The sequence below is a fragment of the Haliscomenobacter sp. genome (assembly GCF_965225875.1).
Lineage (GTDB): Bacteria > Bacteroidota > Bacteroidia > Chitinophagales > Saprospiraceae > Haliscomenobacter.
In genome coordinates this window covers 1,935,634-1,960,018 of record NZ_CBDDBS010000002.1, presented here as the reverse complement: position 1 = coordinate 1,960,018, position 24,385 = coordinate 1,935,634, and the positions used below count along the sequence as shown (strand labels likewise).

Sequence of the window (24,385 nt, the reverse complement as noted above, 5' to 3'; positions counted from 1 at the left end):
TTAGTTAAACAACCACTCTTCCCAGCGTTTGTACATTACATTTTCTTTTTGTTGGGGCAATAAAGGCGCCAACTGACCCATATACAAATTTCGCTTTTGGGTAAAACGATCATTCTCCTGATCAAACCAACGCTTCAAATCATTGTTGTTGCCGCTGAGATTAAAAGTTTTGAGCAAGCTATAAATCTGGTCCAGTTCATCCAGCCAGGTTTTAAGTGCTGCCAATTGCGACATAATGAAATAGGTCTGAATGTCGGCCCGGCCTGGAACTTCCAGTTTGGCCTTGTCCAAAATGCTCAGGGCTTTATCAATTTTTCCACTTCCATTGCTGTTGACGATGTCTGCCTCGTATTGTTTGCGGATGTTCGCCATGGTGTTGAGCCCATCTGAAACATTTGGCTTTTGATGGTCCAGTTTCAACTTTTGCACAGCCAGAAATGCCTGATCCGCCTGGATGAGTCCTTCGAGGGCGGTCATCATTGCGGCTTCACGGGGTAGAGGCACCTCAGAATCTTGCAGGGCGATTTTGGCAGCCAGGGCGCTCTCCGTAGCCTGGGCATACAGCCCCAATTTCCAGGCACTCAGCGCCCGCAGGGAATGGGCATTGACCAACACGCCATCGGCTTTGAGTTTACTGTCTTTGAGTAGAGCTTTATTGACTTGTGCGTAAGCCAGGCGATAACACAAATCGGGTGTTGCCAAACTCATGGCCTGACTACCCGCCGCTGAGGGTTGCCCCAACAAAGCGGGTTCGCCAAAACTGAGGTTGGTTTCCAAACTGGCCCCTTGGTTAAAGGCATTTTGCGCTTGATCCAGGTAATTGAGCTGGGCACAGCTGGAGCACAGCCAGAGAAGAAGGAGGAGATTCAAATGGGTTTTCATGGTTTTAGGTTTTTTTGCTATCAGCAATGAGCAATCAGCTGTCAGCACTATTTAATTCTTTTCACCGTTTCCACCGTAGCTGCAATGGTACCTAACGGCAAGGCCACCAAAAAGCCAACCACTGAAAGCAACAACAACAAATATACACTTCCATTCCCAATCGCCAGCCCTCGATTTTGGCGCACAAAACGAATGCTATCCCGCACCCGATAATGGCGCTCCAGCGCAAAATCAATGTTTCCAGCTCCGGCGTAATAAGCCTGTACGATAAAAATCAGTGGAGTAGTGATGACGGCCAAACCAGGGATTAAACCGAGCAGAAACAAGACTATTGTAAAAAACAACTCCCGTACAATCAAACGAATGGCAATGCGGATACCCCGCGCCATATCGCTCAAAAAAGCATTCATCTTAAATGCAGCAGATGCCTGTCCACGGAGCCGATTTTCCACCCGCTCCGAAAGCAAACTCATGAACGGCCCCGCAATGGCTAGCACCAGATTGCGGAAAATGATGAAACCGAAAGCCCCTACGGCCAGCCCTCCGAACACTTGTCCCACATTGTCGACCCAACTTTTTCCCCAATTAAAGGGCCAAAAACCGGCCATCCAATTGCCCAGGTCATCCGAAACGTTCCAGACGCCGTAGATCATACCCCCTCCCAGAAGGATACACAGCAAGGCGGGCACGAAAAAGTAAATCCACAAATTGTACTTGAAACACAATTGAAGCGCACGTCCATAAGCGCTAACCCCAGCTATGAAGGATACAAACATGGTTTTTTGTGATTAAAGATACAGTAGATCAACTGAACACGCCACTATTCCTCTACCTATGCAGAAGATTTAACGGAGTAAAGTGATAAATCCTCGATATTCGATCAATTGAGTGAATGCTCTTGCTGCGAGTGAAAAAAAATTTGATACAAAAAGACCAAAAGAGTATCCATTTTAATTGTTAAAATTTGGATACTCATTTTTTTTTGCATTTATTAGCGTGCTATAACAACATCAAAACGACAAAACGGATTATCATCAACTATTTTTAAGTATACTCTGCGGTGAGAACTTATTGACCTTATAATGGATTAGTATTGGATCATTTTTGAGATTTTTAACCTATCCCAAGTACACTATGAAACTATCTGAACAGTTACAACTGCTAGACCGTCTAAATGGCCTCATTTTGAGAAAGGGCACTGGAAATTACTTGTCATTGTCCTATCGTTTAGCCATTTCTCCGCGGCAGGTCTACTACTTATTGGATGCACTCAAGGATTTGGGTGCAGAGATCGCTTATTGCAAGGTTCAACAGAGCTACTATTACGTCAATGAACGAGGATTGGATTTTAGTGGATTGGTACTGTCGGGTAAAAACGGTAGTTGAATTTTTTTGAAGAAAATCTTGGACTTGCAAGATTTTTGCAAGTGCCCACCCTATTTTTGAAGCACCATTAATGGTTAGGATACCAAACCACGAGTAGGATCCGCCCGTGGTTTGGTACCTCCATATAGAATGATGGCCTGATTTTGTGGCAACTGAATTCGCCAGAGCGAAATATACATCAATCTTTCGTACAAAATTCAAATGCAATGAAAAAGGTCATCCCAACGACATGGCTTAAGGCCATTACTACCCTGTATTTTCTGATGATAATCATTTTCACTTCCAATGCTCAGCAAGGCAATTGGGAGATTGGGATTGGTTTGCGCCCACTGAACTTAAAGGACGAACCCTATACCCTTATGCTAAAGAAGCATATTTCACCGAGGGTGGGATTACGATTTGGATTGAGCGCAATGTACAATTCAAGTAGTGAACACTTTAGGTACATTCATCCCTATTATGATACGCTTTATTCATTTTTCATTAAGTATACATTGGTTGACACCAAACTGTATACGAGTACTTGGTTTGGGTTGCAGTACCAAATAGGGCGAAAAAATTCAAATTCAAGGTTTTTTTGGTACGGAGCAAGTGATGCATTTATAAAATACCGCTGGGAATATCCACATCTCCAAAAGGGAGTGGACTATATAAATTCCACGTTACGTCCAGGGGATTATATTGTTGCAACTACATATGATCAACGTAAAACGCTTGCGGTGGGATTTAGACAAAGTTTTGGAGTGCAGTATTTTTTGAATAGCTCATTTTCAGTAGCTACAGAAGCTGGCTTCTATTATGAAACTTCGTTCACAAAAACAACGAATTTTTTATTTGGAGCGCTTAATAGTCCAAGCATTGGAGGACTAGGATTTATAGTAGGGCCCAGCTCTCCAAGAAATGACGAAGACTTTCAGTTAGGGTTCAGTCCAGTGATGCAGTTTTCTTTTAATTATCATTTTTAAAGTTTAAAACTCTATATCAGGAGCAGGCTCAGTGAATGCTAATATTTTCGCGTGGAGTACCACTGGCGGTACCTCTATCACTGGTGCGAGCAATCAATCTACGGTAACCGTTAGCGGAACATCCAACGGAACACTTAAACTCATTGCTTCCAACGCCTGCGGAATATCCAAAGACCGCACCTGGAACATCTACGCCAATGTACCTCAAATAGCCAGTTCTGAAGTTTTGATGTAGCAAGTGCAAAAAGTTCTAATTATTTCAAGACCAACAATGTTGTTTCTTTTGATGTAAGCAATTTAGACCGTGGTCTGTATTATGTAGTGTTGAATTTTGGAGAGAACAATCAAAGTTTTAGTGAGTTGGTCATGCTGCACTGATTGATGATGTAGCTTAACCCCCAAACGCCCAGACAGGTCAATTGAGTGTAAAACTTGATTGACCTGTTTTTTATTTTATATTTTATTTTGCTACCCACGCAGCAGAATCACCGCAATAAAGTAACAAATCCTCGATATTCGATCATTTGGTCTTTGGGATCCAGGTAGCTGGCCAAAACGGTGTACACACCAACCGGAAGTTCGCTCCCCTGATTAAATTTCAAGCCATTCCAGGTATCCTGCGGGTTGCTGGATTGGAACACCATTTCCCCCCATCGATTCCACACATTGATGCGGAAATTGCGCATGCCCTCAAAAATTCCAACTGCTCGTAATTCATCATTAACAGAATCGCCATTGGGCGTAAAGGCATTGGGTAAAAAATAGCGCACCTCTGGTAAAATGCGCAACACGTGAGAGGTACTATCCTGGCAGCCAAAGTTATTGTAAGCAAATTGGGTGATGCGCAAGGTGCCCAGCTCGCGGGCAGCCGCGCTCGGGTTGTGATCCGTGTACTGGCGGCCATCATCAAACTGCCACAACCAGCGCAGGGCGTCGGTTGACTGATCCTTTAGCTGAAAATCGGGAAAGACATTGGTGACTTCCGGTGGCTCAATGGCAAAGGCGGCCTGAGGGCTGGGTTTGATGAGGATTAAATCGGGATAAATCGTGTCGGTCTCACACCCAATTGGTGAAACCACCTTGAGCGCCACCGAATAAAGCCCGTCGTGCGGATAGGTGTAACTGGGGCTATGCTTGCGGGAAACGCCTCCGTCGCCAAATTTCCATTCAATCCGATAAGTGGTATCTACGGGAGTGGAGAGATTTTGGAAATAAACCTGCCCCGGCTCACACAATTCTGCCGAACTAGGGGTGGTCAACAACAATTTAGGCACGGGAAAATAACGCACATCTTTTTGAATCGTAGAAACACAACTATTGGCATCACGGACGGTCAAACGTGCCCTTTTTATCCCCGGATATTCATATTGGAAACTTGGATTGGCGAGGGTACTTGTACCTCTTTCCCCCGAGAACCAGTTCCACTCCCGGATGGATTTGGCATGGGCAATGGAACGATCCCGGAACTGCACTTCCCCCGCTTTGCAGGTATCGTAGTCAAAACTAAAATCAGCTTGTAACAATGGTAAAACGTGGACTATGACCTTCGCTGAATCGGCACATTCAAAGCCGGGGTTGAGCAGCAGTTTGCCTTGATAACGCCCCGTATCGGGAAACTGAATCTGAGGATTCCATTGGTTGCTTTGGGCCGCCGGGCCTTTTTTGAGGTCAAAACTCCAGTTGATCAACTTGATGGATTCGCGCGGCGTACTTTCATTGGTAATGTCTACCAGGGTTTTGCCACAGGAGCGGATTAAAAATTCCTTTTCAGCCAGTTTTGCATCTTCTTTGACATCAGGCTGGAGTTTGGGATTACAGCCATCGGTGACATTGAACTGGAAGTCGCGGGTCACTCGACTCAGTAGTACGCCCTTGCGGTATTCACGCACACAAACACCCACGGCAAAACGCCCTTGAGCACTAGGCCTCAAAGTGATAAGGCCAGTGCGGGGATCAATTTTTAATACTGGATTGCCGAGTATTGGTTCGGCAGCCGAATAGGGATTGCGGTAGAACAATTCGGTATAGGGTGGTGGGCAAGCCGGCCGGGGCGTGGAACCCGAACAAGTGAAAGTGAGTAGTTGCCCATTGGCATTGCCCGCGCCAGCCAGGGGGGCACACAATTCATACACGAGGCTGTCTCCATCCATTTCTTCGGCGGAATGGTCGTACTCCAACAGCGCATTTGCACAAATTACCGTGGGTGGAACGATGGAAAACTGCGGGCTGTTGTTGCACACTTGTTGGGCCTCGGGCGTAATTTCTACGGTGTATGTAGCACCCGTCGAACCAGGTAAAGCAATGTTGCTCATGGTTTCATCCCGGCAGCAGCGCTGAAAAGACACGTGGTAACTCATGGTTGACTGTGGCAGTAAATAACGAAAGATATACACGCCTTCTTCCACACACACATCGGGAGGAACCAAACAGGGGTACTCCGTAGGAGGGATGTTGCGCAGGCTCTGCCGGGGCACATTCACACTGCCATAAACATTGGACTGATTGCCACACTGCCCTGGACTACAGCGATAAATGCCAATGTAAGCCTCCGCATCAATGGGCGGACAACCTAGGCAATAACAATCCCGGTACAAGCGCAGGGTAAACTCGTATTCACCGCCTCCCAGGCAGCGATAACTCATGGCCCCACCGATGAGGTGGCGGGCGTGGAGATGGGTCAATCCCAAACAGAACAAGGCGATAAAAAGGAGTTTTTGGGCCATAAACTGCTGAATTGGTGACTGTAGGAGAGGGTAATTTACGGAATTTTGGGGAAAGAGTAATTGCAAAGCATTCACCAGTGTTTCTGATAATTTGAATTAATCGCCTTATTCAAGAAGGTCTTCAGTATAATTTTATCTTAAGTTCTTTCATTTGCCCATCTAATTTAAAAGAGGCATTTTCGAACTTTAACCTTCCTGATTTTCTATTGCAGGAAGTACCGATTGGTTCCTTTGGTGATCCAAAAAAATTTCTATCGAGTTTGTTATTGCTATTTTTATCATAGTAAGCGACAACCGCATATTCTCCAAATGATAGTTTTCCAAATGTACTAACCCATTTTCCTATATCATCACCTCTTGATTTTACAGATCTAACAGCTTTACCTAGATTGGAAGGAAAACCTTCTTCAGATTCAAATATCATGGTAATTAATTGGCCTTTTCTTGAAAATTCGAAATCAGATATAGTTACTGTTATGTCGCCGCTATTTTGACAATTTGAATGGGTAGCAAAAAGGACAAAGAATAAAAAAGTGGTGGTTAGATATTTTAAGTTTATCATTTTTGGGTTTTCTTGATTCCATGAGATAACTAAAAAACTGGCACAAATATTTTTATCCTAATTCCTTGCTTACGGTATTCACTATTTTCGAAAGCTAGTTTATGGCTGCAAGAAAGGCCTCAAAAAAAGTCCTTTTTTAGAAAAAAATTGCCCTTCCACTCAAATCCCAAAAACACCCCAATATCCATACTCCATCCACGCCAACCATAATTTTCCGCAAAACCGCCCCCTCATTTTGCCAAGTGGGCGGAAACCAACCTGGAAACACACTTTCCGCTCAAAAGAAAAATACAAGTGAGCAGAATCGATTGTTTTTGGATAGTTACCGCTCACTTGCGCTGTTTTTTGTCGATTTCCGCCACTCCATCGCCAAAAACACCCCCAAAACCCCATACTCAACCCCAATCAACCAATAATTTTCCGCAAAACCGCCCCCATCATAATGGCTATACGACAATACCACCAACCCCGACCACAACACCGGAAAACGCAGCGGCGTGAGCACGCACAGTACAATCGGCACCGCCAGGTACCAGGGATGAATGATGGTCGCCGAAAACAAATACAAGCTAAAAGCCAGTACCATCAACAGCGGCAGTTTTCCCCAACGCAAATCCTGCTCCCGCTGCGCCATTTTGACGATGCTGTACACTACGAATAAACCTAAAAGAGGCCCCAGAACAAGGATCAAATTGTAACCCGTCAGCACATAAAACACCCAACGCAGTAGGTAATACACTCCGGCATTGAACTCAAACTTTTGGAAGTACAAGTCCAAACTGGAGGCAAAACCCTGGATGAATTCCCAACTGAGCATCGGCACAAACAGCAACAACAACACCCCGCCCAGCAACGCAAAATACCCCATACTCCGCTGTGGCCAACCCCAACGCCGGATCAAAAAAGGCAAAAACATCAGGGGCAACAACTTGCTGGCAATGGAGCCCGCCAGCGCCACGCTCGCCCAACCATGTAGCTGTTTTTGCAGCAGAAATAAGGCCAGCAGCAGGAAAAAAATCATTAAGGCTTCCAGGTGGACATTGCCTACCAATTCCAAAATGATTAAGGGATTGAGGGCGTAAATCAGGATGTGCTGTGGCGCGATTTGAAAGCGTTGCAACAAAACCCTCAGGAGCCATAAACTGCCCAATTCCGCCAACAAAATCCCCAACTTCATCGCTACAATACTCGCATAAAGGTCTTCAGGAAACAAGGCACAACTCAGCGTAAACAAGCCTTGGGCGATGGGTGGGTAAATGGTGTGGTAATCCGGTGAATTGAGCTCTGCGTAAAGCTCCATGCTGAGCCCGTTGGGTAGCGCGCCTTGCTGCACATAGTAGGAGGGGGGATGTACAAAAGGGTTGATGCCGTTGAGCCACAGCTTGCCATCCCAGAGGTAACGGTACACATCATCCGACAAGTTGGGCATGGAAAACAGCAGCAGCAGCCGCAGGCCAATCCCCAAAAGCAGGTACCATTGAATGCTTCCCTTTTCCATCGCCAGCTTGAGCACCAGGGCGTATGCACCAAAAAATGTGGCATAAGTCCCCAGCAACGGCCAAAAATCAGTTTGCTGACAATGATAGCCCAATTGGTACATCGTGGCGACCATGATGCCGGACAAAAATAGATGCAAAAGGGTCTTAACTATTTTAGACATAATTTGCAGACACATATGAGCAGCATCCCGAATCTTCAAATTAGCATCACAAACAAAAGGATGAGCACAAAGGACGCAAAGGAAAGCACAAAGGTCACAAAGATTATGACGTTGACGGGGCGTTTTGCCCACAATGAGGGTTGACGGAAAAAGCTCAGATGCATGGCTTTGTCAACGTCTCGCCTTGGTGTCCTTTGTGCTTTCCTTTGCGTCCTTTGTGCTTAAAAATTGTGCCGCTTTGTGTTTTTCTGAAAATTTGGGATAACGAACTGTTTACATTTGGTGACAAGAAAACGCAGCAAGGCCCAAAATAAGCAAGGGGTTTTATATCTTCGTCAGATAAGTTATAAAACCAAATTCATGAAGTTCACTCAGCTCGCAATTTTGGCCTTTTTGTGCGCCGCCTGCACGAATACCCGCCCCTCCGATCCAGGAGACGTCGACACCGCACTCTACAACGACCTGCAAACCCAATTGATCAACGCCAAACCCGGCGATGTGATCAAGATCCCGGAGGGAATTCACCATTTTGACCGCCCACTGTTGTTGGATGGCGTAAAGGGCGTGACCATCCAGGGTGCGGGCAAAGAAAAAACCATTCTTTCTTTTTTGGGCCAAAAGGCTGGTGCCGAAGGCCTCAAAATTACTGCTGATTCGGTGACCATCCAGGACCTCACCGTTACCGACACCAAAGGTGATGCCATTCGGGTGCAAGACGCCAACCACGTCACCATGCGCAACGTAAAAGCCACCTGGAGCGGGGGTGCCAATGCCACCAATGGTGGGTATGGCCTTTATCCAGTAGGCTGCGACGGCGTATTGATCGACCAATGTGAAGCTGCCTTTGCCTCTGATGCGGGCATCTACGTAGGGCAATCCAAAAATGTGGTGGTCAAAAATTCCTACGCCCACGAAAACGTAGCGGGCATCGAGATTGAAAACTGCACGAACGCCGAGGTGAAATACTGCCGTTCGGAAAAAAATACGGGCGGGATTCTCGTCTTTGACCTACCCGGTTTACCGGCGGGCAATGGCAAAAGCTGCAAAATCCACCACAACAAAATCATCAGCAACAACCACCGCAACTTTGCCCCCGAAGGGAACATCGTCGCCACCGTTGCCCCCGGCACTGGCCTGATTTTTCTGGCTGCCAAAGACGTGGAAGCGCACCACAATGAAATCATCGGCCACAAAACCATGGGTGCCGCCATTGCCAGTTACCACATCGTGCAACTGAAATGGGACGACAAAAACTACGACCCCTACACCTACGACATCAAGCTGCACAACAACCGTTTTGAGCGCAAAAAGGCCCTGCCCGATCTGAGCAAGGACTTTGGCAAAATGGTCAACGTGTACTTCGGCGGCAAACCCCAGGACATCCTCTACGATGGCATTCTGGACGACAAACGCCCCAGCAGCAGCAACCCGATGAACATCTGCATCGACCAGCCTCAGGCTGGCCTGCGTTTTGCCAACATCGACGCCGCCAACGATTTTAAAAACATCAACCCTGACCTAAAACCTTACCAGTGCAAATGAAAAATGAGTTTTTGAAAGGCCGGATTTTAGTCCTTGGATTTTTCCTGGCACTAGGTTTTTGTTTCACTTGTCAAGGTCCTGCTGCGCAAAAAAAAGGCATGGAAGTCAGTGGCCCGGTGCGTTTTGATCCAAATAAAGCGCCTTATCCGAAACTATCGGACTACGGCTTTTTCACGGGCATCCAACGCGAGTTGAAGCCCAACACCGGCGTTTTGCCTTACGAATTGATCACGCCACTGTTTACCGATTATGCCCACAAAGCCCGTTTTGTGTGGATGCCCAAAGGTACCCAGGCTACCGTAGCTGCCGACGGTCGACTGGACTTTCCGGATCAGGCTGTTTTGATCAAAAACTTCTATTATCCCGCCGATTTTGCCAAGCCAGAAGCGGATTGGGATGTAGTGGAAACGCGGCTTTTGATGAAAATCAAAGGGGAGTGGCAGGCCTTCACCTACGTATGGGATGAAGCCGAAAATGACGCTGAGCTCAACATCGTTGGAGACATCAAACCGGTAAGTTGGCAGGACGAAAAAGGGCATAAACAAAACATTGAATACCTTGTTCCCAATAAGACGCAGTGCAAGAGCTGCCACAACCGGGATGCCATCATTCAGCCCATCGGCCCAAAGGTAGCCAACCTCAACAAGGACCTGCGCTACCCCGATGGCAAAACCGAAAACCAACTGAGTCGCTGGCAAAAGTCAGGCTATTTGGCTACCGGTGATCATGGCGAGAAATTTGCCAAACTCGCCGCTTGGGACAAACCGGAAACGGGCTCACTGCAAGAGCGAGCCCTGGCCTATCTGGATGTGAATTGTGGGCATTGCCACCATCCGCAGGGGCCTGCGCACAGTTCGGGTTTGTACTTGCAGGCCGACCAGCAAGACTTGGCGCACCTGGGTTTTTGCAAGCCGCCTGTTGCGGCAGGTAAGGGTTCGGGAGGGCGCCAATTCAGCATTGTACCGGGGCAGCCCAAGGCATCGATTCTCTTGTACCGTATGGAAAATACTGACCCTGGGGTGATGATGCCGGAAATTGGGCGAGTGATGGTGCATACGGAGGCGGTAGAGTTGATTCGGGATTGGATCGCGGAGTTGAAGGGAGGGTGTAATTGAAAAAATACTGATGAATTTGGCTTATCTTCAAAGGCATGATGAGCGAAACAAAAGCGACATTAATAGCAGCGCGGATGACACGGATTTGGCGGATTAACGCGGATTTTTATCCCGCCTTAGGCGTGATTGAGATAAGATAGCCACGAATTACACCAATTTTCACGAATTGGACATTCACTTTGTTCATGTCAACGCGTTTTTGCGCAAACGAAGTTTGTGCCTGAATTCGTGAAAATTAGTGTAATTCGTGGCAAGTAAAACTTTTGCCGCAGGCAAAAGAAAATCCGCGTTAATCCGCCAAATCCGTGTCATCCGTGTTGCTATTAATGTCGCTTTGGAATGGTAAAATTTTAATAAGCTTTTAAAAAAGCAACTCAAAACGGAATGGAACTCAAAGCACTCAAACTCTTCATCATCAATCAAGTCCTGCAAACCCAGGACCCTGATGTCTTACAAACGGTGGCCAACGTCCTGAGTGCAGCCCATTCACCGACTGCCCCATCCGAACATTTTACCCCCGAATGGGAAGTAGAAGAAGACTACCGCTCCAACTACAGCGAAGACCGTACCCGTGACTTGCAAAAATCCATCGACGAATTGTTTAATCCTTGAACCATAACCCAAGCCATGTTTGAATACAAATTTGTCAAATTGACCACCAACATTTGGAACAACCTCCCCAAAGAGGATTATCAGGCCATCATTGCGGAACACGCTGAAGAAGGCTGGCGACTCGTGCAAATTTTTTCCAGCATGAGTTCGGCCATGCAAATGAGTTATGAGTTGATTTTTGAGCGGCCAAAAACCGACTATGTCTAGAGATGAAAGATGAGAGATGAATGATGAATTGTTAAAATGGTAAGTATGAAAAAATTGGTGTTGAGTTTTGTATTGGGGCTAGCAGGTGTAGTGCTCGGCCTAGCGCAGCAGGCAAAAATATTGACCTTGCGGGAGCAAGCCGTGGTGCAGGATCGCTGGCTGAAAGAGCGTTGCCAAAACCTATTGCCCGAGTTGATGCGCAAGGAAGGGATCGACATGTGGCTAGTCATTGCGCGGGAGTACAACGAAGACCCAGTGCTGCGCACAATGTTGCCCGCAACCTGGTTGTCGGCACGGCGCACCACTATGTTGCTCATTTATGATCCAGGGAAGGACAAACCCCTGGAGTTTCTGGCTTGTGCGCGTTACGACGTAGGGGAGGTATTCAAAAAAGCCTGGGACCCGGATAAAGAGCCTGATCAGTGGAAACGCCTGGCCCAACTGGTGGCCGAGCGCAATCCCCAACGCATTGGCATCAACCTGAGCACCAATTTTGGGCATGCGGACGGCCTCTCCGCATTCCACCACCAAAAACTCCGCGAATCACTCGACAATAAATACGAAAAACGCCTGGTTTCTGCTGAACGTTTGGCCGTCAACTGGCTGGAAGTGCGCACCCCCGCGGAGCTGACCGTTTATGAACAAATCTGCCGCATCGCCCACGACATTATCGCCGAAGGACTTTCTGAGGTAGTCATTCAACCTGGCATTACCACTACCGATGATGTGGTGTGGTTTTATCGGGAAAAGGTGCGAGGCTTGGGACTTGACTCCTGGTTTCATCCCACCTGCGATGTGCAACGGGCTGATCCCAGCGGCAATGAGCAAAACCGCAGCTTTGCCCAACGCCCTGACGCTGCCATCATTCAACCCGGCGACCTCGTACACATCGATTTTGGCATCAAATACCTGGGCTTGAATACCGACACCCAGCAAAATGCCTATGTTTTGAAACCCGGCGAATCGGCACCCCCTGCGTATTTGCTTCAGGCCTACCAAAAAGGATTGCGCTTGATGGACATCCTCACCAGTGAATACAAAACCGGACGTACGGGCAACGAAATCCTGGCAGCTACCCTCAGCAAAGCCAAAGCTGAAGGTTTAAACCCCCAGATTTATTCACACCCCATCGGGTACCACGGCCACGGAGCCGGGCCTGCAATTGGTATGTGGGACATGCAGTCGGGAGTGCCTGGCACAGGAGATTATCCTATTTTGCCCAATACCGCTTATGCCATCGAGCTCAACAACAAAGTCTTTTTGCCCGAATGGAACAAAGAGGTGCGCATCATGTTGGAGCAGAATGCAGTGTTTGATGGTGAAAAAGTGCATTATGCCGACAATCGGCAGAAAATACTGTATTTGATCCCACGCCCAAAACCTAATGCCGGGCAGTGAGGGATTCTGCAAATAATCACAATTGCAAATGAGCTTTCTCCCGAATTAGCGATTGTAATTAAGGGTTTTATCGATTATTTTTCAGGAACTTATCTTTCAACTGACTCGTTGCACGAGAGGTTAATATCTGGTTGAGGAGTTGAGGAGTTGAGAAGTTGAGGCTACCGCAACGATTTTGACAATGTCCTTGTCTAAGTTTCTGCGGTAGCCTCAACTCCTCAACTCCTGAACTTCTCAACTCCTCAACTCCTCAACCTATGCTTGCTCGTGCACTCAACGCCTACCTTAGTTCTTTCGCTGGACTCCATCGCGACATCTGGATGCTCAGCCTGGTTTCTTTCATCAACCGGGCGGGTACCATGGTATTCCCTTTTTTGGCCGTTTACCTGACCCAGGAATTGGATTTTTCCAAAGGGCAGGCCGCGTTGATCCTGACTTCTTTTGGCGCTGGTGCCGTAATTGGTACCATCATGGGTGGGCGACTGAGTGACTTGATTGGTTCATACAAGATCATGTTTTGGTCTTTGTTTTTGACTGGGCTGTTGTTTTTCGCCATACAACACGTTCAGAGTTTGTTGGGCTTATGCATTGCCGTTTTTATTGTGGGCATGGTAGGGGACAGTTTCCGTCCGGCCAACATGGCATCCATTTCGGCTTACAGCAAGCCGGAAGATTATACCCGTTCCTTATCTTTGGTGCGCTTGGCCATCAATCTGGGCTTTGGCATGGGACCTGCACTAGGCGGTATTTTGGCGCATAGCCTGGGCTACCAATGGTTGTTTTGGGTGGATGGACTCACCTGTATTGGCGCCGCTCTTTTCTTGCGCTTCTTTTTGGTAGAGAAAAAATCGATGCGTAAGGAAAAAGCAGCGACCAAGGCTGAAGGCCGCGCCACGTCTCCTTACCGCGACAAGCAGTTTTTGCTCTTTTTTGTCCTGATTGCCATCAACGCCATTGCCTTTTTGCAGTTTTTCAGCATGGTTCCAGTCTTTTTGAAGGAGAGCTGGCATTGGGACGAAAATGTGATTGGCTTTTTGCTGGCGGGCAACGGCATCATCATCACTTTTATTGAAATGCCACTGGTTTCTCGCCTCGAAGGCCGGCACGCCAAGATGAGTCTGGTGATTTTGGGCGCAGCCATGATTGGGATCGGTTTTATCCTGCTCAATTTTACCCCACATCAAGCTACCGCCGCAATCCTGTGCCTGGTAGCTGTGACCTTTGGAGAGATTTTCCAACTGCCTTTTGCCAACAGTATCGTGGTAGATCGTGCTCCCGCGAGCACCCAAGGGCAATACCTGGGTTTGTATTCCAGCGCCTGGTCATTTGGGCACATCATCGCCCCCAACATCGGTATGAATGTGGCCGAGCAATGGGGCTTTAGTAGTTTGTGGTATGTGTTGAGCGGCTGCTGTTTGGTGGGGATGCTGGGTTTTTGGTGGCTGAAGGGGCAGGGATTTGGTAAAAAATATGCAGCGCAATTATAACAATTTGCATTCTAAATTTTACTTTTGTAAGGAACTGAAAATACTTTAGGATGAAAAGCTATACCCATCATATCCTGTTATTTTGGCTCCTATTTTTTACCCTTAATCCACAGTCTTGGTGCAAAATCAGGACTGTGGAACCGAATACAAAGACGGCCTGCAACGCTCCCAATATCGCTACAATACATGCAGGGCCATCTTCTTGCCAAGTTACACTGAGTTTCCCTGAGCTCAATGTGAATTACCAATTTAGATATCGAATTAAAGGGAAAATCAATTGGGAAAGTCAAACAGTGAGAGGAGCCATCCTGTATTTGGCAGGCTTACAACCTTGTACAGAGTATGAATTTCAAGTTCGCAAGGATTGCTTCAACAACCAATTTTCGGATTGGAGCACATTTCAAAACATAAAGACCCAGGGCTGTAATGAAGCCTATTGCCTGGCTTATGCCAATAAAAGTGATGGCTATATTGACAAATTTGGCTTTGGAGAAGTAGAATATCAGTCGGGCAACGATGGTGGTTTAGGCTTACATTTAAGCCCTCGCTTCATTGCCAACCCAGGTGCCGAAGTGCCCTTTTCCATCACTCCGGTTAAGACCATTGAGTTTTGGGACCTGGACGCTTATTACCGGGTTTATTACACCATTTTTATAGACTTTAATCGCGACAAAGATTTTGATGACGCAGGAGAAGCCATTTTTAAAGACGAAGGTGCTCCAGATAAGGTATACTCCTGGAAAATAGCCATCCCCAAAACAGCTTCCCTGGGCTTGACGCGGATGCGGGTTATCATGTCCAGAAAAACGCTTGGAAAAGTTTGTGAACGCAGCCTCAATATCCTGGAGGTAGAGGACTATTCACTAGGTATCTTTACTCCTTGCCCGGCCTGGCAACCCAGTGGTTTTAAATTGGATTCGGTGAGTAGTGGCAACGCAGCGTTGAGCATTACAGGTGAAAACACGGGTTACAGCTGGCGTTATCGCGTCAAAGGGAATACTTTTTGGATTTTTACCGATTCAACTGCCTCGCCAAACTTAAGCATTACTGGTTTGATTCAAAATACGGAATATGAAGTTCAAGTGCGCCGTAGTTGTGGGGGCGGAAACTGGGGCTCGTTTTCCAATACCTATGCATTTAAAACCCTGATTTGTTCCAATTCCAAAGAAATGACCTGGAATACTTATTTGCGAGAACAATCCAGAGTAGGGGTGGAGTTACTTGGACAAAATGCCTTGAATTACCGTTGGCGTTATAGTCCTGACTATTTTAAGTGGTCTCCGATTTATGAAAGTGAAATTCCTAAAATAGAGTTGGATAGTCTAGATCCAGGAAAGGTTTATCAAATTGAAGTAAGTGTGGAATGCTCTTCTGGAAATTGGAGCAACTGGACCAGGAGTAGTTTTTTTACCTGGGGTGAATGCCAACAAATTCCTTCCAGTCAAATGTCTATAAGCATAGATCTGAGTTTCCGCAGCGACAATATCATTCTAACGTCCAAGATGCAAGCCTCCAACCAATTTTTTTGGAGATTCCGAAAATTGGGCACTACCCAATGGGTTCAAGTAAGTACCAATCGCCCTAGTTACGACTGGTATCCCTCCTTTGTGATATCCGAAGCAACGTATGAGTGGCAAGTCAGCTACCTTTGTGAAAATGGACAAAAAAGTGAATGGTCGGAAGTCAAACAAATCGCTGTTTCACCTAGAGTTTGCGAGCCTGCTCAAACCAAGTTTGTAAAAATCAAAAGAATCAACGCAACTAGCGCCGTTCTTTACGCAGATATCCCATACGGGGTTCAATTCGCCTGGCAGTGGCGGGAAAAAGGGGCGTTTTTTTGGACCAATTTATCAGTTAGTTCTTATGCCAACAAAGAAATTGTACTGGATAAGTTAAAACCCAATACTACTTACGAATTTCAGTTTAGGTATTGGTGTACTTATAGCATACTGGGTTGGTCAGATACGCATAGTTTTAAAACGCTAAATGGATTCTCTCCAAGCTACGGAGATTCGGTTCAAGTCTCCATAAAAAATCCTCCAAGGAATATTCCAATCGTGGTTTCACCAAACCCTAATACGGGTGTTTTTCGGGTAGAAAGTGTGTTTACAGGGCCTAAAAACGTAACCCTCACTGTTCGTGACCTCATCGGCAGAGTAGTTTTTCGTCGGGAGCTTCAGGATCAAATTGTCCTCAACGAGACCTTGGAGCTGAGCAATCAAGCCGCCGGAACCTATTTTTTGGAAATCAGAACCGCTGAATTTTCAAAAATCGAAAAAATCATCATTCAACAACCCTGATTTTAATCAAAAACGATGAAACCTCTATCACTACTAACCGTCCTGATGTTATTGTGGATCACTTCTTATTCAGTTTTGTACGGGCAAAAAACGGATACCACCACTTTTATCAAGTTGTACAGTAATTTTTATTTGTTCGAAAAATTCCGCTCGCCTTTGGTCGATTACAATGCCGGCTATGGCGCCTTTGAGTTTGGAGGGTTTTCTCCTGCCATTCAATGGGCCGGAAAAAAGGAGCGCAAATACCATGAATTAGAATTGAGTGTACTGCGCTTTAAACGCAGCGAAGATGAAATTCGAATTTTAAAGGAAAAAGAATTCAGTCTTCGTTATGAATTTGGCAAAAGGCGCTTGTCCAAAAATGGCGGTAAAAGTTATTGGCAGAGGGGCTGGTCGTTGCGTGGATTTGTTTACGAAACAGATGCTGAGCCACTGTTAATGAGTGGAATCCCAAAATTCGAAGGGTATTATGGCTTTAGTTTCAGCTATGTACCTCGGTATACCCTGCGGCTGAACTCAAGATTCAATGTAGAAGCCAATATGGTTCTGGGCTTAAGTTTATCAGCAGTACATGGGATAACGGATAACCCGGCTTTGACAGAGCGCCAAAAAGAACAATGGCTTTTTTCTTTGGATGTACTGGATGAACTTCCTTTGAGGTTAGGAGTGGTTTATCGCCTTTGAAAGCTGAAAAAGCTGAGGTGTTGCCCGCAATCCGCCGACAACACCTCTTCTTACAAAAACCTCTACTAGAATTAAGCGTAAAAAATATCTGGAGCAGTTAGTTACAACCCATGTCTATTTTTGATTGTGGGTCATTATTTGGAAAGCAGTTACCAGACTTGGTCTTAGTTGGTGCATAGCGTTCCAAATTTGGATCAAATAATCCATTTTCAAGGAACTCAGTCAAGTCATCTACTTCATCCTTAGATAAATTGAGCGGTTTGAATAAGCTGGAAATCTGGCTAGCTGGTACCAAAGGATTTTCAGGAATCCCCGCATTGAAATACTCAACCACTTCCCGCAAGGAAGTTTTGCTGGCACCGTGGAAGTAGAATCCTACATTTTTAAGGTTGTACAATTGTGGTACCTTAAACTTGTGCATGTCTTCCTCCTTGTAAGTAAAGCCACCACGGCCGAGGTTGCGGCGATCGCTTGCGTCCGTGCGGAACACATTGAAATTACTTTGGTACAAGTTGTTTACACCTAATGCAAAGAAGCGGTGAGGGAAAGCATTCAATGAAGGCGTATTGTGGCAATTCACACAACCCGCTTTGCCAAAAAAGACAATGGCTCCTTTCTTTTGTTGTGCAGTCATGGCATCTTTTTCCCCTTTCAACCAACGCTGAAAAGGCGCCTGGTTGGTCAGGATAGTGCGGAAGTATGCCGCGATAGCAAAAGAACCCGTTTTGCGGTTGTAGCGGTCTTTTACTGGAATTTCAGGGAATGCCTTATCAAACATCTCGGTGTAACCCAATTGGTCGGTTACCGTTTTGTTGATCACCTGGCGGTGTACTGCTAGTGCCCGGGCATTGTTGGCTTCAAGCCCCATCAATTGCTCGTGGTTGATGGCAACCAGGGTATCCTGATTCCAGACAGCGCTAGTACCTTCATTGACATTGAAAGACCCGAAAGTACCTGCCCAAAGCGCATTGGAAATGTAAGTGGTGTTGATGACTGGAAGTGGTCTGGCGCCTTGTGCATCCACCTCGTGCCCAAAATAGACCGAACTTTTTTGACGGCCTTCACCACTTTTTCCAAAACCGACCGCTCCATCTGCTATGCCCTGAAAGCGCCCGGCAGTGAACCCACGGTTGGGAATGTGACAACTGCTGCAAGAGAAAGTGCCCTTTGATGAAGGGTATTTGTTTTCAAGCGCTAATCCTGTCTCAAAAAACAACAGACGACCCAGCTCTACTTTTTCCGCTGTAACCGGGTTTTTGGCATCCTGGTTAGGCAAATTGGCGAAATCAGTACTTTCTGGCATGATGTATCCAGCGTAAGATCCAGTCACTGATTTCTGATCCAAAATTGCTTCCAAAGGGCTGTCGAGGTCCAAATCACTAGCGACCTCCCGCTCACAAGAAATAACATAAGCGAGCGCAGCCAAAAAAAGAACAGCTACCAATAGCTTTTTCATTACAGTTTTTTTTGATCATGAGTTAAATAGAGTACCCTATGTTGTTGAAAAGCAACAATAGCAATAAACAATGCGGCCCAATGAAATCTCACTGTAGCCTACAATGGTGTGATTCTAGAGATAAAACCAAGATAAAGCGGTATGGAGATGCAGACAATCAAAATGAGGTGAGTACAATGGAGGGGAGGAATACTCAAACTCAAAAAATGTTCACAAAAATAGCCTCTAAATGTCGCATAAGCGATACTTTGACAAAATTAAGTAGAAAAAAATAAAAAGCAAGCACTTGATATTAATTTTTTTACCAATTCTCAAATTTCTTTACTAACTCTTAACCTTTAGTTTATCTCGCCCATTTTTTGAATACAGTAGAAATAACGATGTTTGAGTGGACATTTTTTTGCCCGTTAAAAGAACATTAAATTATCAATAAAAAATTTTACTATTCATCAGAATATTTGTATAAAATTTTGAATTAGGTGCAAATTGCCATAAGTTTAAGCTGTTTTTTACATTACCAATTACTTTAGACAATGAAGCACTCACTACCCTTTCACCCCCAACGCGGCCTAAAATGGCTCGTTGTATTTCTGGGTTTGTTGCTCTGCAACAGCATCATCCAGGGAAGGTCCAATGCGCCGCTTGGCGTTCCAAATCTGACCGAAATTACCGTTTCTGGCCGCGTTATTGACGCAGAAACTCAAGAAGCACTCATCGGCAGCACGGTATTGGTCAAAGGCACCAGCCAGGGTACCACCACAGACATCAATGGAAACTACAGTATTTCCGTGTCCGATCAAAACGCCATCCTCGTTTTTGAATTCGTCGGTTACGACAAGCAGGAAGTGTTGGTCGGCAACCAAACCAAAATCGACATCAGTCTAAAATCCAGTGCACTAGAGTTGTCCCAGGTAGTGGTCGTCGGCTATGGTAGCACCAACAAAAAAGACATGACTGGCTCGGCAAAGTCCATCAAAAACGAAGATTTTAACCGAGGCATCATCAATTCACCAGAACAATTGCTGCAAGGCAAGGTTGCTGGTGTAAACGTCACCTCCACTACTGGTGAACCAGGCGGCCGCCAAAGCATCACCATTCGTGGCCCGGGCGGGGTCCGCACAGGTAGTACACCTTTGTTTGTACTGGATGGATTGGCTCTGGATAATTCCGGCACAGGTGGCAATACCAACCCTTTGACCTTTCTCAATCCGCAAGACATTGAATCGATTGACGTCTTGAAAGATGCCTCGGCTACCGCTATTTACGGCTCACGGGGTGCCAATGGAGTAATTCTGATTACTACCAAAAAAGGCAAATCTGGCTTCTCAGGGATGACTTATTCTGGTGGACTGGGCATCTCCAGCCTGGCCAATCCCATCGATTTGTTCACTGCCGACGAATACCGCCAGGAGGTACCCAAGGTAGGGGGCGTATTGGAAGATCTGAAGGCCAATACCGATTGGCAAAAAGAAATCAGCAGAACCGCCATTACCCGCAACCATAACCTCTCTTTGAGTGGTGGCGCGAACAAGTTGACTTATTATGGTTCCTTTGGCTTGCAACAACAGGAAGGTATCCTGAAAGGCAACGACCTGAACCTGTACTCTGGTCGCTTGAACATCAGCCAGAAATTTTTGGACGATCGCCTGCAGGTAGACGTGAACTTGAATGCGACCAGCACCCTCAACGAGCGGCCTCCAATCGGTGGCATGATCGGCAGCGCGCTTTCGGCCAACCCTACTTATCCTGCGTATGATGCAGCAACGGGTCTGCCCTACCGCTACGCCAGTGGAACCAACCCACTGATTACGCTGGGACTGGAAAAGGACATCACCACGGTTAACCGGGTCATTGGGAGCATTACGCCTTCCTTGACTTTGGCCAAGGGTTTGGTGTACAAGCTCAACTTCGGCATCGACAATGCCACCTCCACCCGCGACCTGCAATCTTTGGCCAGCGCCGTGCCTCAACAAGATGGTCGCCTGGAAACGATCACTACCGTCAACCGCAACCGCCTGATCGAAAACTACATTACCTACACCTTTAATAATGATGTACATGGCTTGACGGCTTTGGCGGGGCATTCTTACCAAAAAATCTTCCTCCAGGGTCGGAATTCCAGCATCAATAAATTCCCAATTTCGCCCATTGAGCCCATTTACAACCCTGGATTGGGGCAAGAATTGACCCTGGCCAATAACCGTCCCGGTGGTTATGCGCTGATCAATGAATTGCAGTCTTTCTTCGGTCGGGTGAATTACCAATTCCACGACAAGTATTTGTTGACCGCTACGGTTCGCGCCGATGGCTCTTCCAAGTTTGGCGAAAACAACAAGTACGGTATTTTCCCTTCTGTTTCCGCAGGGTGGAGAATCATCGAGGAAGGCTTTATGAAAGGTGGAATTTTCAGCGACTTGAAACTCCGCGCAGGTTGGGGACAAACGGGTAACCAGGAAATTCCTTCTAAAATTACCCAGCCTTTGTTTACTTCAACGGTTTCGGGTACTACCAGTTATCCGCTTTCTGAAACCGGCGCATTCCCGGCGGGCACTACCTTTACCCGTTTGGCCAACCCGGACATTCAGTGGGAGGTTTCTACCCAGATTGACCTTGGTTTGGACTTCGCCTTGTTTAATGGAGCCTTGTCAGGAGCAATCGATTATTTCAACAAAGTATCCAATAACATCCTGCTGGAAGTTATTCCTGCCGACCCTGTTCAACCTGCTTCCTCCATCTGGACGAACGTAGAGGACATGGAAATCACCAACCAAGGGGTAGAACTGGAACTGAACTACCGCAAACGTTTCGCCAATGGTTTCAAATTTGAAGTGGGTGGAAACGTCACTTTTATTGACAACATTGTTGAAAATTCACCTTATACCGTTATTCCTTCCGGTTCTGCATCTGGTTCTGGTTTGACTTCGGCTACCATCAATGGATACGTGAATGGTCAACCAATTGGTACCTTCTTTTTGCGAGAATTTACGGGATTTGACGACAAAGGTTTGAGCACCTACCGCGATACCGATGGCGATGGCGTGGTGAGCGACAAAGACCGCATTTCGGCAGGTAGCGCTTTGCCAACGCGGATGTACAACTTCAATACCGTATTCACCTTTAAAGGCTTTGACTTGCGAGCCAACTTCAACGGGGTTGCGGGCAACATGATTTACGACAACACGGCCAATACCAACTTTTACAAGTTACGTTTGTCCAAGGGCATCAACACCACCAGAGAGGCCATTTTGTTCCCCAACGAATCGGTCAACAATGCAGCGCCAGTATCTACTCGTTTTTTGAAAGATGGAGCTTTCTTGCGTTTGAACAACCTTGCCTTGAATTATACCTTCAACACCGAGGCACTGGGCATCAACAAGTATGTAAAAGGTTTGAACCTGTCGGTAACGGGGCAAAACCTTTGGTTGAGCACGAAGTATGACGGATACGATCCTGAAGTCAACAACGACCGCAGCATCAGTGGCATTTCTTCTTACGGTATCGACTATTTGAGCTACCCTCGCGCCAAATCAGTGATCTTTGGCCTTAATGTAACTTTCTAAGGGCAACAAAAAATAAGTGTTCATTTTGCCAGAGGATTAAATAAGTAAACGGTTCATTTCAAGTGTCTTATTTAATCCTTTGGCTCAAAAAAAATGAACACTTATTTTTGCCCCACTAATAAAAACACGACAACCATGACTAAAAATATAGTTTTCCTCATGACACTACTGGTAGGTGTACTGTTTACCTCCAATAGTTGTACCGATCTCGACGAGATCATCCTGGACGAAACCTCGGCTACGGGGCTTTCTGACAAGCAGGCCGCCGATGGCAACCTGGCTCCGGTGTATGCGGTATTGCCAACTTTGTTTCAGCACACGACCTATTTCGCCCTTCAGGAAATTTCTACGGATGAGGCCATTCTGCCTTACCGCGGCGGAACAGACTGGGGTGACAATGGCATTTACATGGCACTGCATACCCACACCATCACCAGTGCCGACCCCAATGTGCGCAACACCTGGACGACCATCTTGACAGGTATCTCGCGTGCGGTAACGGCCATGAATGCCCTGGCAACCAATCCTGACCCCGTGGCCAAAACCTATCTGGCCGAAGCGCGCGGGATGCGGGCTTATTACAACCTGATTTTGCTGGACTTGTTTGGCCTGGTTTTTATCAAAAATGACTTGGGCGAAATTTCCACCATTATGCGGGGCACCGAAGCCACGAATTTCCTGCGGGACGAATTTCTGGCCGTTGAGCCCGACCTGGCAACGACTGTTGGCCCAGGGCGCTTGAGTAAAGCGGGGGTTTGGGGCTTGTTGGCCCGTTTGCATTTGAATGCAGCGGTATACCGTGATCCTTATGCTGCCACCTTTGATTTTAAGGCAGAGGACATGGATAAGGTCATCGATTATACCAATCGAATCATTAGTGCAGGTCAGCACCAGTTGGTAGCAGATTATTTCTCCATTTTTAACATGGACAACCATACCAACAAGGAATTGATTTTTGCCGTAGACCAACGGGCGGAACTGAATGGCCACAATCGTTTGGCTTACTTCTCTTTGTCCGGCGACCAGTTCCCACTGGCTGCCTTTCCTGCTGCCAATGGCACGGATGGTCCAGCCATCACCCCCGATTTTTACCGTACCTGGGTGGACGCTTATGCACCTACCGACCCCGCCGAAATCGACCCTCGTTTTTATCGTCAAAACTGGACCATTCCCGCCGACTCCTGTGTAGATGGGGCTTCGTTTAACATGAACCGAGGCATCCTACGCGGCCAACAGTATGGGTTTATCCGGGTGAATGGTGCCTTTGTAAAATGCGCTGATGGCAAATTGAAAGTAGGCAAACTCTACAGCTCCAGCCGGAATAAGCCAACCCTGGCGGTAAACTTTACCGAGAAGGTAGATTATACCACTGCAGGCAGTGATTACAGCTCTGGCTACCGGGTATTGAAATATGAATTCAGCAAAAAGTCAGCGAGTGGTCGTAACCTGGGCGATGTGGATTTGCCCATCGTGCGCCTGGCGGACGTATACCTGATGCGCGCCGAGGCCAAATTGCGCAAAGGTGACGCAGCTGGCGCCCTGGCGGATGTAAACGCAATCCGTGCGGCACGTACCTTCAGCAAACCAGCTCCGGCCCTGACGGCTATGACACTAGACTTGTTGTTCCGCGAGCGTGGCTTTGAGTTGTATTGGGAATTGCTGCGCCGTACGGACATGATCCGCTTTGGCAAATACGAAGGCATCTGGACGGAAAAGAGCAACACCGACAAATTCAAACGTTTGTTCCCGATTCCACAAACCGCAATCGACGGCGCTTCGAATATCCCCGGGTATTTGAAGCAGAATCAGAGCTATTGATATTTTAAGTGATCTTTGTTTTGGATGG

The 24,385-nt window shown here is 46.7% G+C and carries 19 protein-coding genes; 13 read left to right on the top strand and 6 right to left on the bottom strand.

Going from position 1 to position 24,385, the window contains the following annotated elements; translation table 11 throughout:
• Together ACO08K_RS10560 and ACO08K_RS10555 are read right to left on the bottom strand one after the other, a co-directional pair.
• Positions 1-882 carry a hypothetical protein gene (locus tag ACO08K_RS10560; protein WP_421796358.1) on the bottom strand — a complete coding sequence of 294 codons (882 nt, stop codon included), beginning with the start codon at positions 880-882 and terminating at the stop codon, positions 1-3.
• A 47-nt stretch (positions 883-929) separates the two neighbouring features.
• Positions 930-1,658: an EI24 domain-containing protein gene (locus tag ACO08K_RS10555; RefSeq protein WP_421796357.1), complete on the bottom strand. Its 729-nt coding sequence runs from the start codon at positions 1,656-1,658 to the stop codon at positions 930-932.
• Between the two features lie 358 nt (positions 1,659-2,016).
• On the opposite strand from ACO08K_RS10555, the gene ACO08K_RS10550 reads away from it, so the two are divergent.
• From ACO08K_RS10550 to ACO08K_RS10540, 3 genes are all read left to right on the top strand, one after another.
• Entirely contained in the window at positions 2,017-2,268 is a 252-nt protein-coding gene (locus tag ACO08K_RS10550) for a hypothetical protein (protein WP_421796356.1), read from the top strand.
• Between the two features lie 206 nt (positions 2,269-2,474).
• The gene (locus ACO08K_RS10545; RefSeq protein WP_421796355.1) at positions 2,475-3,233 is read left to right on the top strand and encodes a hypothetical protein; all 759 of its coding nucleotides are present in this window, start codon (positions 2,475-2,477) and stop codon (positions 3,231-3,233) included.
• Between the two features lie 31 nt (positions 3,234-3,264).
• Positions 3,265-3,468, top strand: coding sequence for a hypothetical protein (locus ACO08K_RS10540; RefSeq protein WP_421796354.1), 204 nt, complete (start codon positions 3,265-3,267; stop codon positions 3,466-3,468).
• 250 nt (positions 3,469-3,718) lie between these two features.
• On the opposite strand, the gene ACO08K_RS10535 is transcribed toward ACO08K_RS10540, so the two are convergent.
• The 3 genes from ACO08K_RS10535 to ACO08K_RS10525 all read right to left on the bottom strand — a co-directional run bounded on the left by ACO08K_RS10535 (position 3,719) and on the right by ACO08K_RS10525 (position 8,178).
• Positions 3,719-5,956: a PKD domain-containing protein gene (locus ACO08K_RS10535; protein WP_421796353.1), complete on the bottom strand. Its 2,238-nt coding sequence runs from the start codon at positions 5,954-5,956 to the stop codon at positions 3,719-3,721.
• Between the two features lie 121 nt (positions 5,957-6,077).
• A complete protein-coding gene (locus ACO08K_RS10530) occupies positions 6,078-6,518 on the bottom strand; it encodes a DUF2141 domain-containing protein (protein WP_421796352.1) in 441 nt (146 codons plus the stop codon).
• Between the two features lie 322 nt (positions 6,519-6,840).
• Complete coding sequence (locus ACO08K_RS10525; protein WP_421796351.1) at positions 6,841-8,178, bottom strand: hypothetical protein; 1,338 nt, start codon at positions 8,176-8,178, stop codon at positions 6,841-6,843.
• A gap of 360 nt (positions 8,179-8,538) precedes the next feature.
• Between ACO08K_RS10525 and ACO08K_RS10520 the strand changes: the two genes are divergently transcribed.
• The 8 genes from ACO08K_RS10520 (at position 8,539) to ACO08K_RS10485 (ending at position 17,523) form a co-directional block, all read left to right on the top strand.
• Positions 8,539-9,720, top strand: coding sequence for a parallel beta-helix domain-containing protein (locus ACO08K_RS10520; protein ID WP_421796350.1), 1,182 nt, complete (start codon positions 8,539-8,541; stop codon positions 9,718-9,720).
• Positions 9,717-10,835 (top strand): SO2930 family diheme c-type cytochrome, encoded by a 1,119-nt coding sequence (locus tag ACO08K_RS10515; protein ID WP_421796349.1) that lies wholly within the window; start codon positions 9,717-9,719, stop codon positions 10,833-10,835. Before ACO08K_RS10520 ends, ACO08K_RS10515 begins: the two co-directional genes overlap by 4 nt.
• A gap of 384 nt (positions 10,836-11,219) precedes the next feature.
• A complete protein-coding gene (locus tag ACO08K_RS10510) occupies positions 11,220-11,447 on the top strand; it encodes a hypothetical protein (RefSeq protein ID WP_421796348.1) in 228 nt (75 codons plus the stop codon).
• A gap of 15 nt (positions 11,448-11,462) precedes the next feature.
• Positions 11,463-11,654 carry a DUF4177 domain-containing protein gene (locus ACO08K_RS10505; RefSeq protein ID WP_421796347.1) on the top strand — a complete coding sequence of 64 codons (192 nt, stop codon included), beginning with the start codon at positions 11,463-11,465 and terminating at the stop codon, positions 11,652-11,654.
• Positions 11,655-11,699: 45 nt separating this feature from the next.
• Entirely contained in the window at positions 11,700-13,052 is a 1,353-nt protein-coding gene (locus ACO08K_RS10500) for a M24 family metallopeptidase (protein ID WP_421796346.1), read from the top strand.
• A gap of 257 nt (positions 13,053-13,309) precedes the next feature.
• Positions 13,310-14,539, top strand: a complete 1,230-nt coding sequence (locus tag ACO08K_RS10495) for an MFS transporter (protein WP_421796345.1) — start codon at positions 13,310-13,312, stop codon at positions 14,537-14,539.
• 293 nt (positions 14,540-14,832) lie between these two features.
• Positions 14,833-16,839, top strand: coding sequence for a GEVED domain-containing protein (locus tag ACO08K_RS10490; RefSeq protein ID WP_421796344.1), 2,007 nt, complete (start codon positions 14,833-14,835; stop codon positions 16,837-16,839).
• A 15-nt stretch (positions 16,840-16,854) separates the two neighbouring features.
• Positions 16,855-17,523 carry a hypothetical protein gene (locus ACO08K_RS10485; RefSeq protein ID WP_421796343.1) on the top strand — a complete coding sequence of 223 codons (669 nt, stop codon included), beginning with the start codon at positions 16,855-16,857 and terminating at the stop codon, positions 17,521-17,523.
• 97 nt (positions 17,524-17,620) lie between these two features.
• On the opposite strand, the gene ACO08K_RS10480 is transcribed toward ACO08K_RS10485, so the two are convergent.
• A complete protein-coding gene (locus ACO08K_RS10480; protein WP_421796342.1) occupies positions 17,621-18,979 on the bottom strand; it encodes a cytochrome-c peroxidase in 1,359 nt (452 codons plus the stop codon).
• Between the two features lie 533 nt (positions 18,980-19,512).
• On the opposite strand from ACO08K_RS10480, the gene ACO08K_RS10475 reads away from it, so the two are divergent.
• Together ACO08K_RS10475 and ACO08K_RS10470 are read left to right on the top strand one after the other, a co-directional pair.
• Complete coding sequence (locus tag ACO08K_RS10475) at positions 19,513-22,539, top strand: SusC/RagA family TonB-linked outer membrane protein (protein WP_421796341.1); 3,027 nt, start codon at positions 19,513-19,515, stop codon at positions 22,537-22,539.
• A 135-nt stretch (positions 22,540-22,674) separates the two neighbouring features.
• Positions 22,675-24,357 (top strand): RagB/SusD family nutrient uptake outer membrane protein, encoded by a 1,683-nt coding sequence (locus ACO08K_RS10470; protein ID WP_421796340.1) that lies wholly within the window; start codon positions 22,675-22,677, stop codon positions 24,355-24,357.
• Positions 24,358-24,385 lie beyond the last annotated feature (28 nt).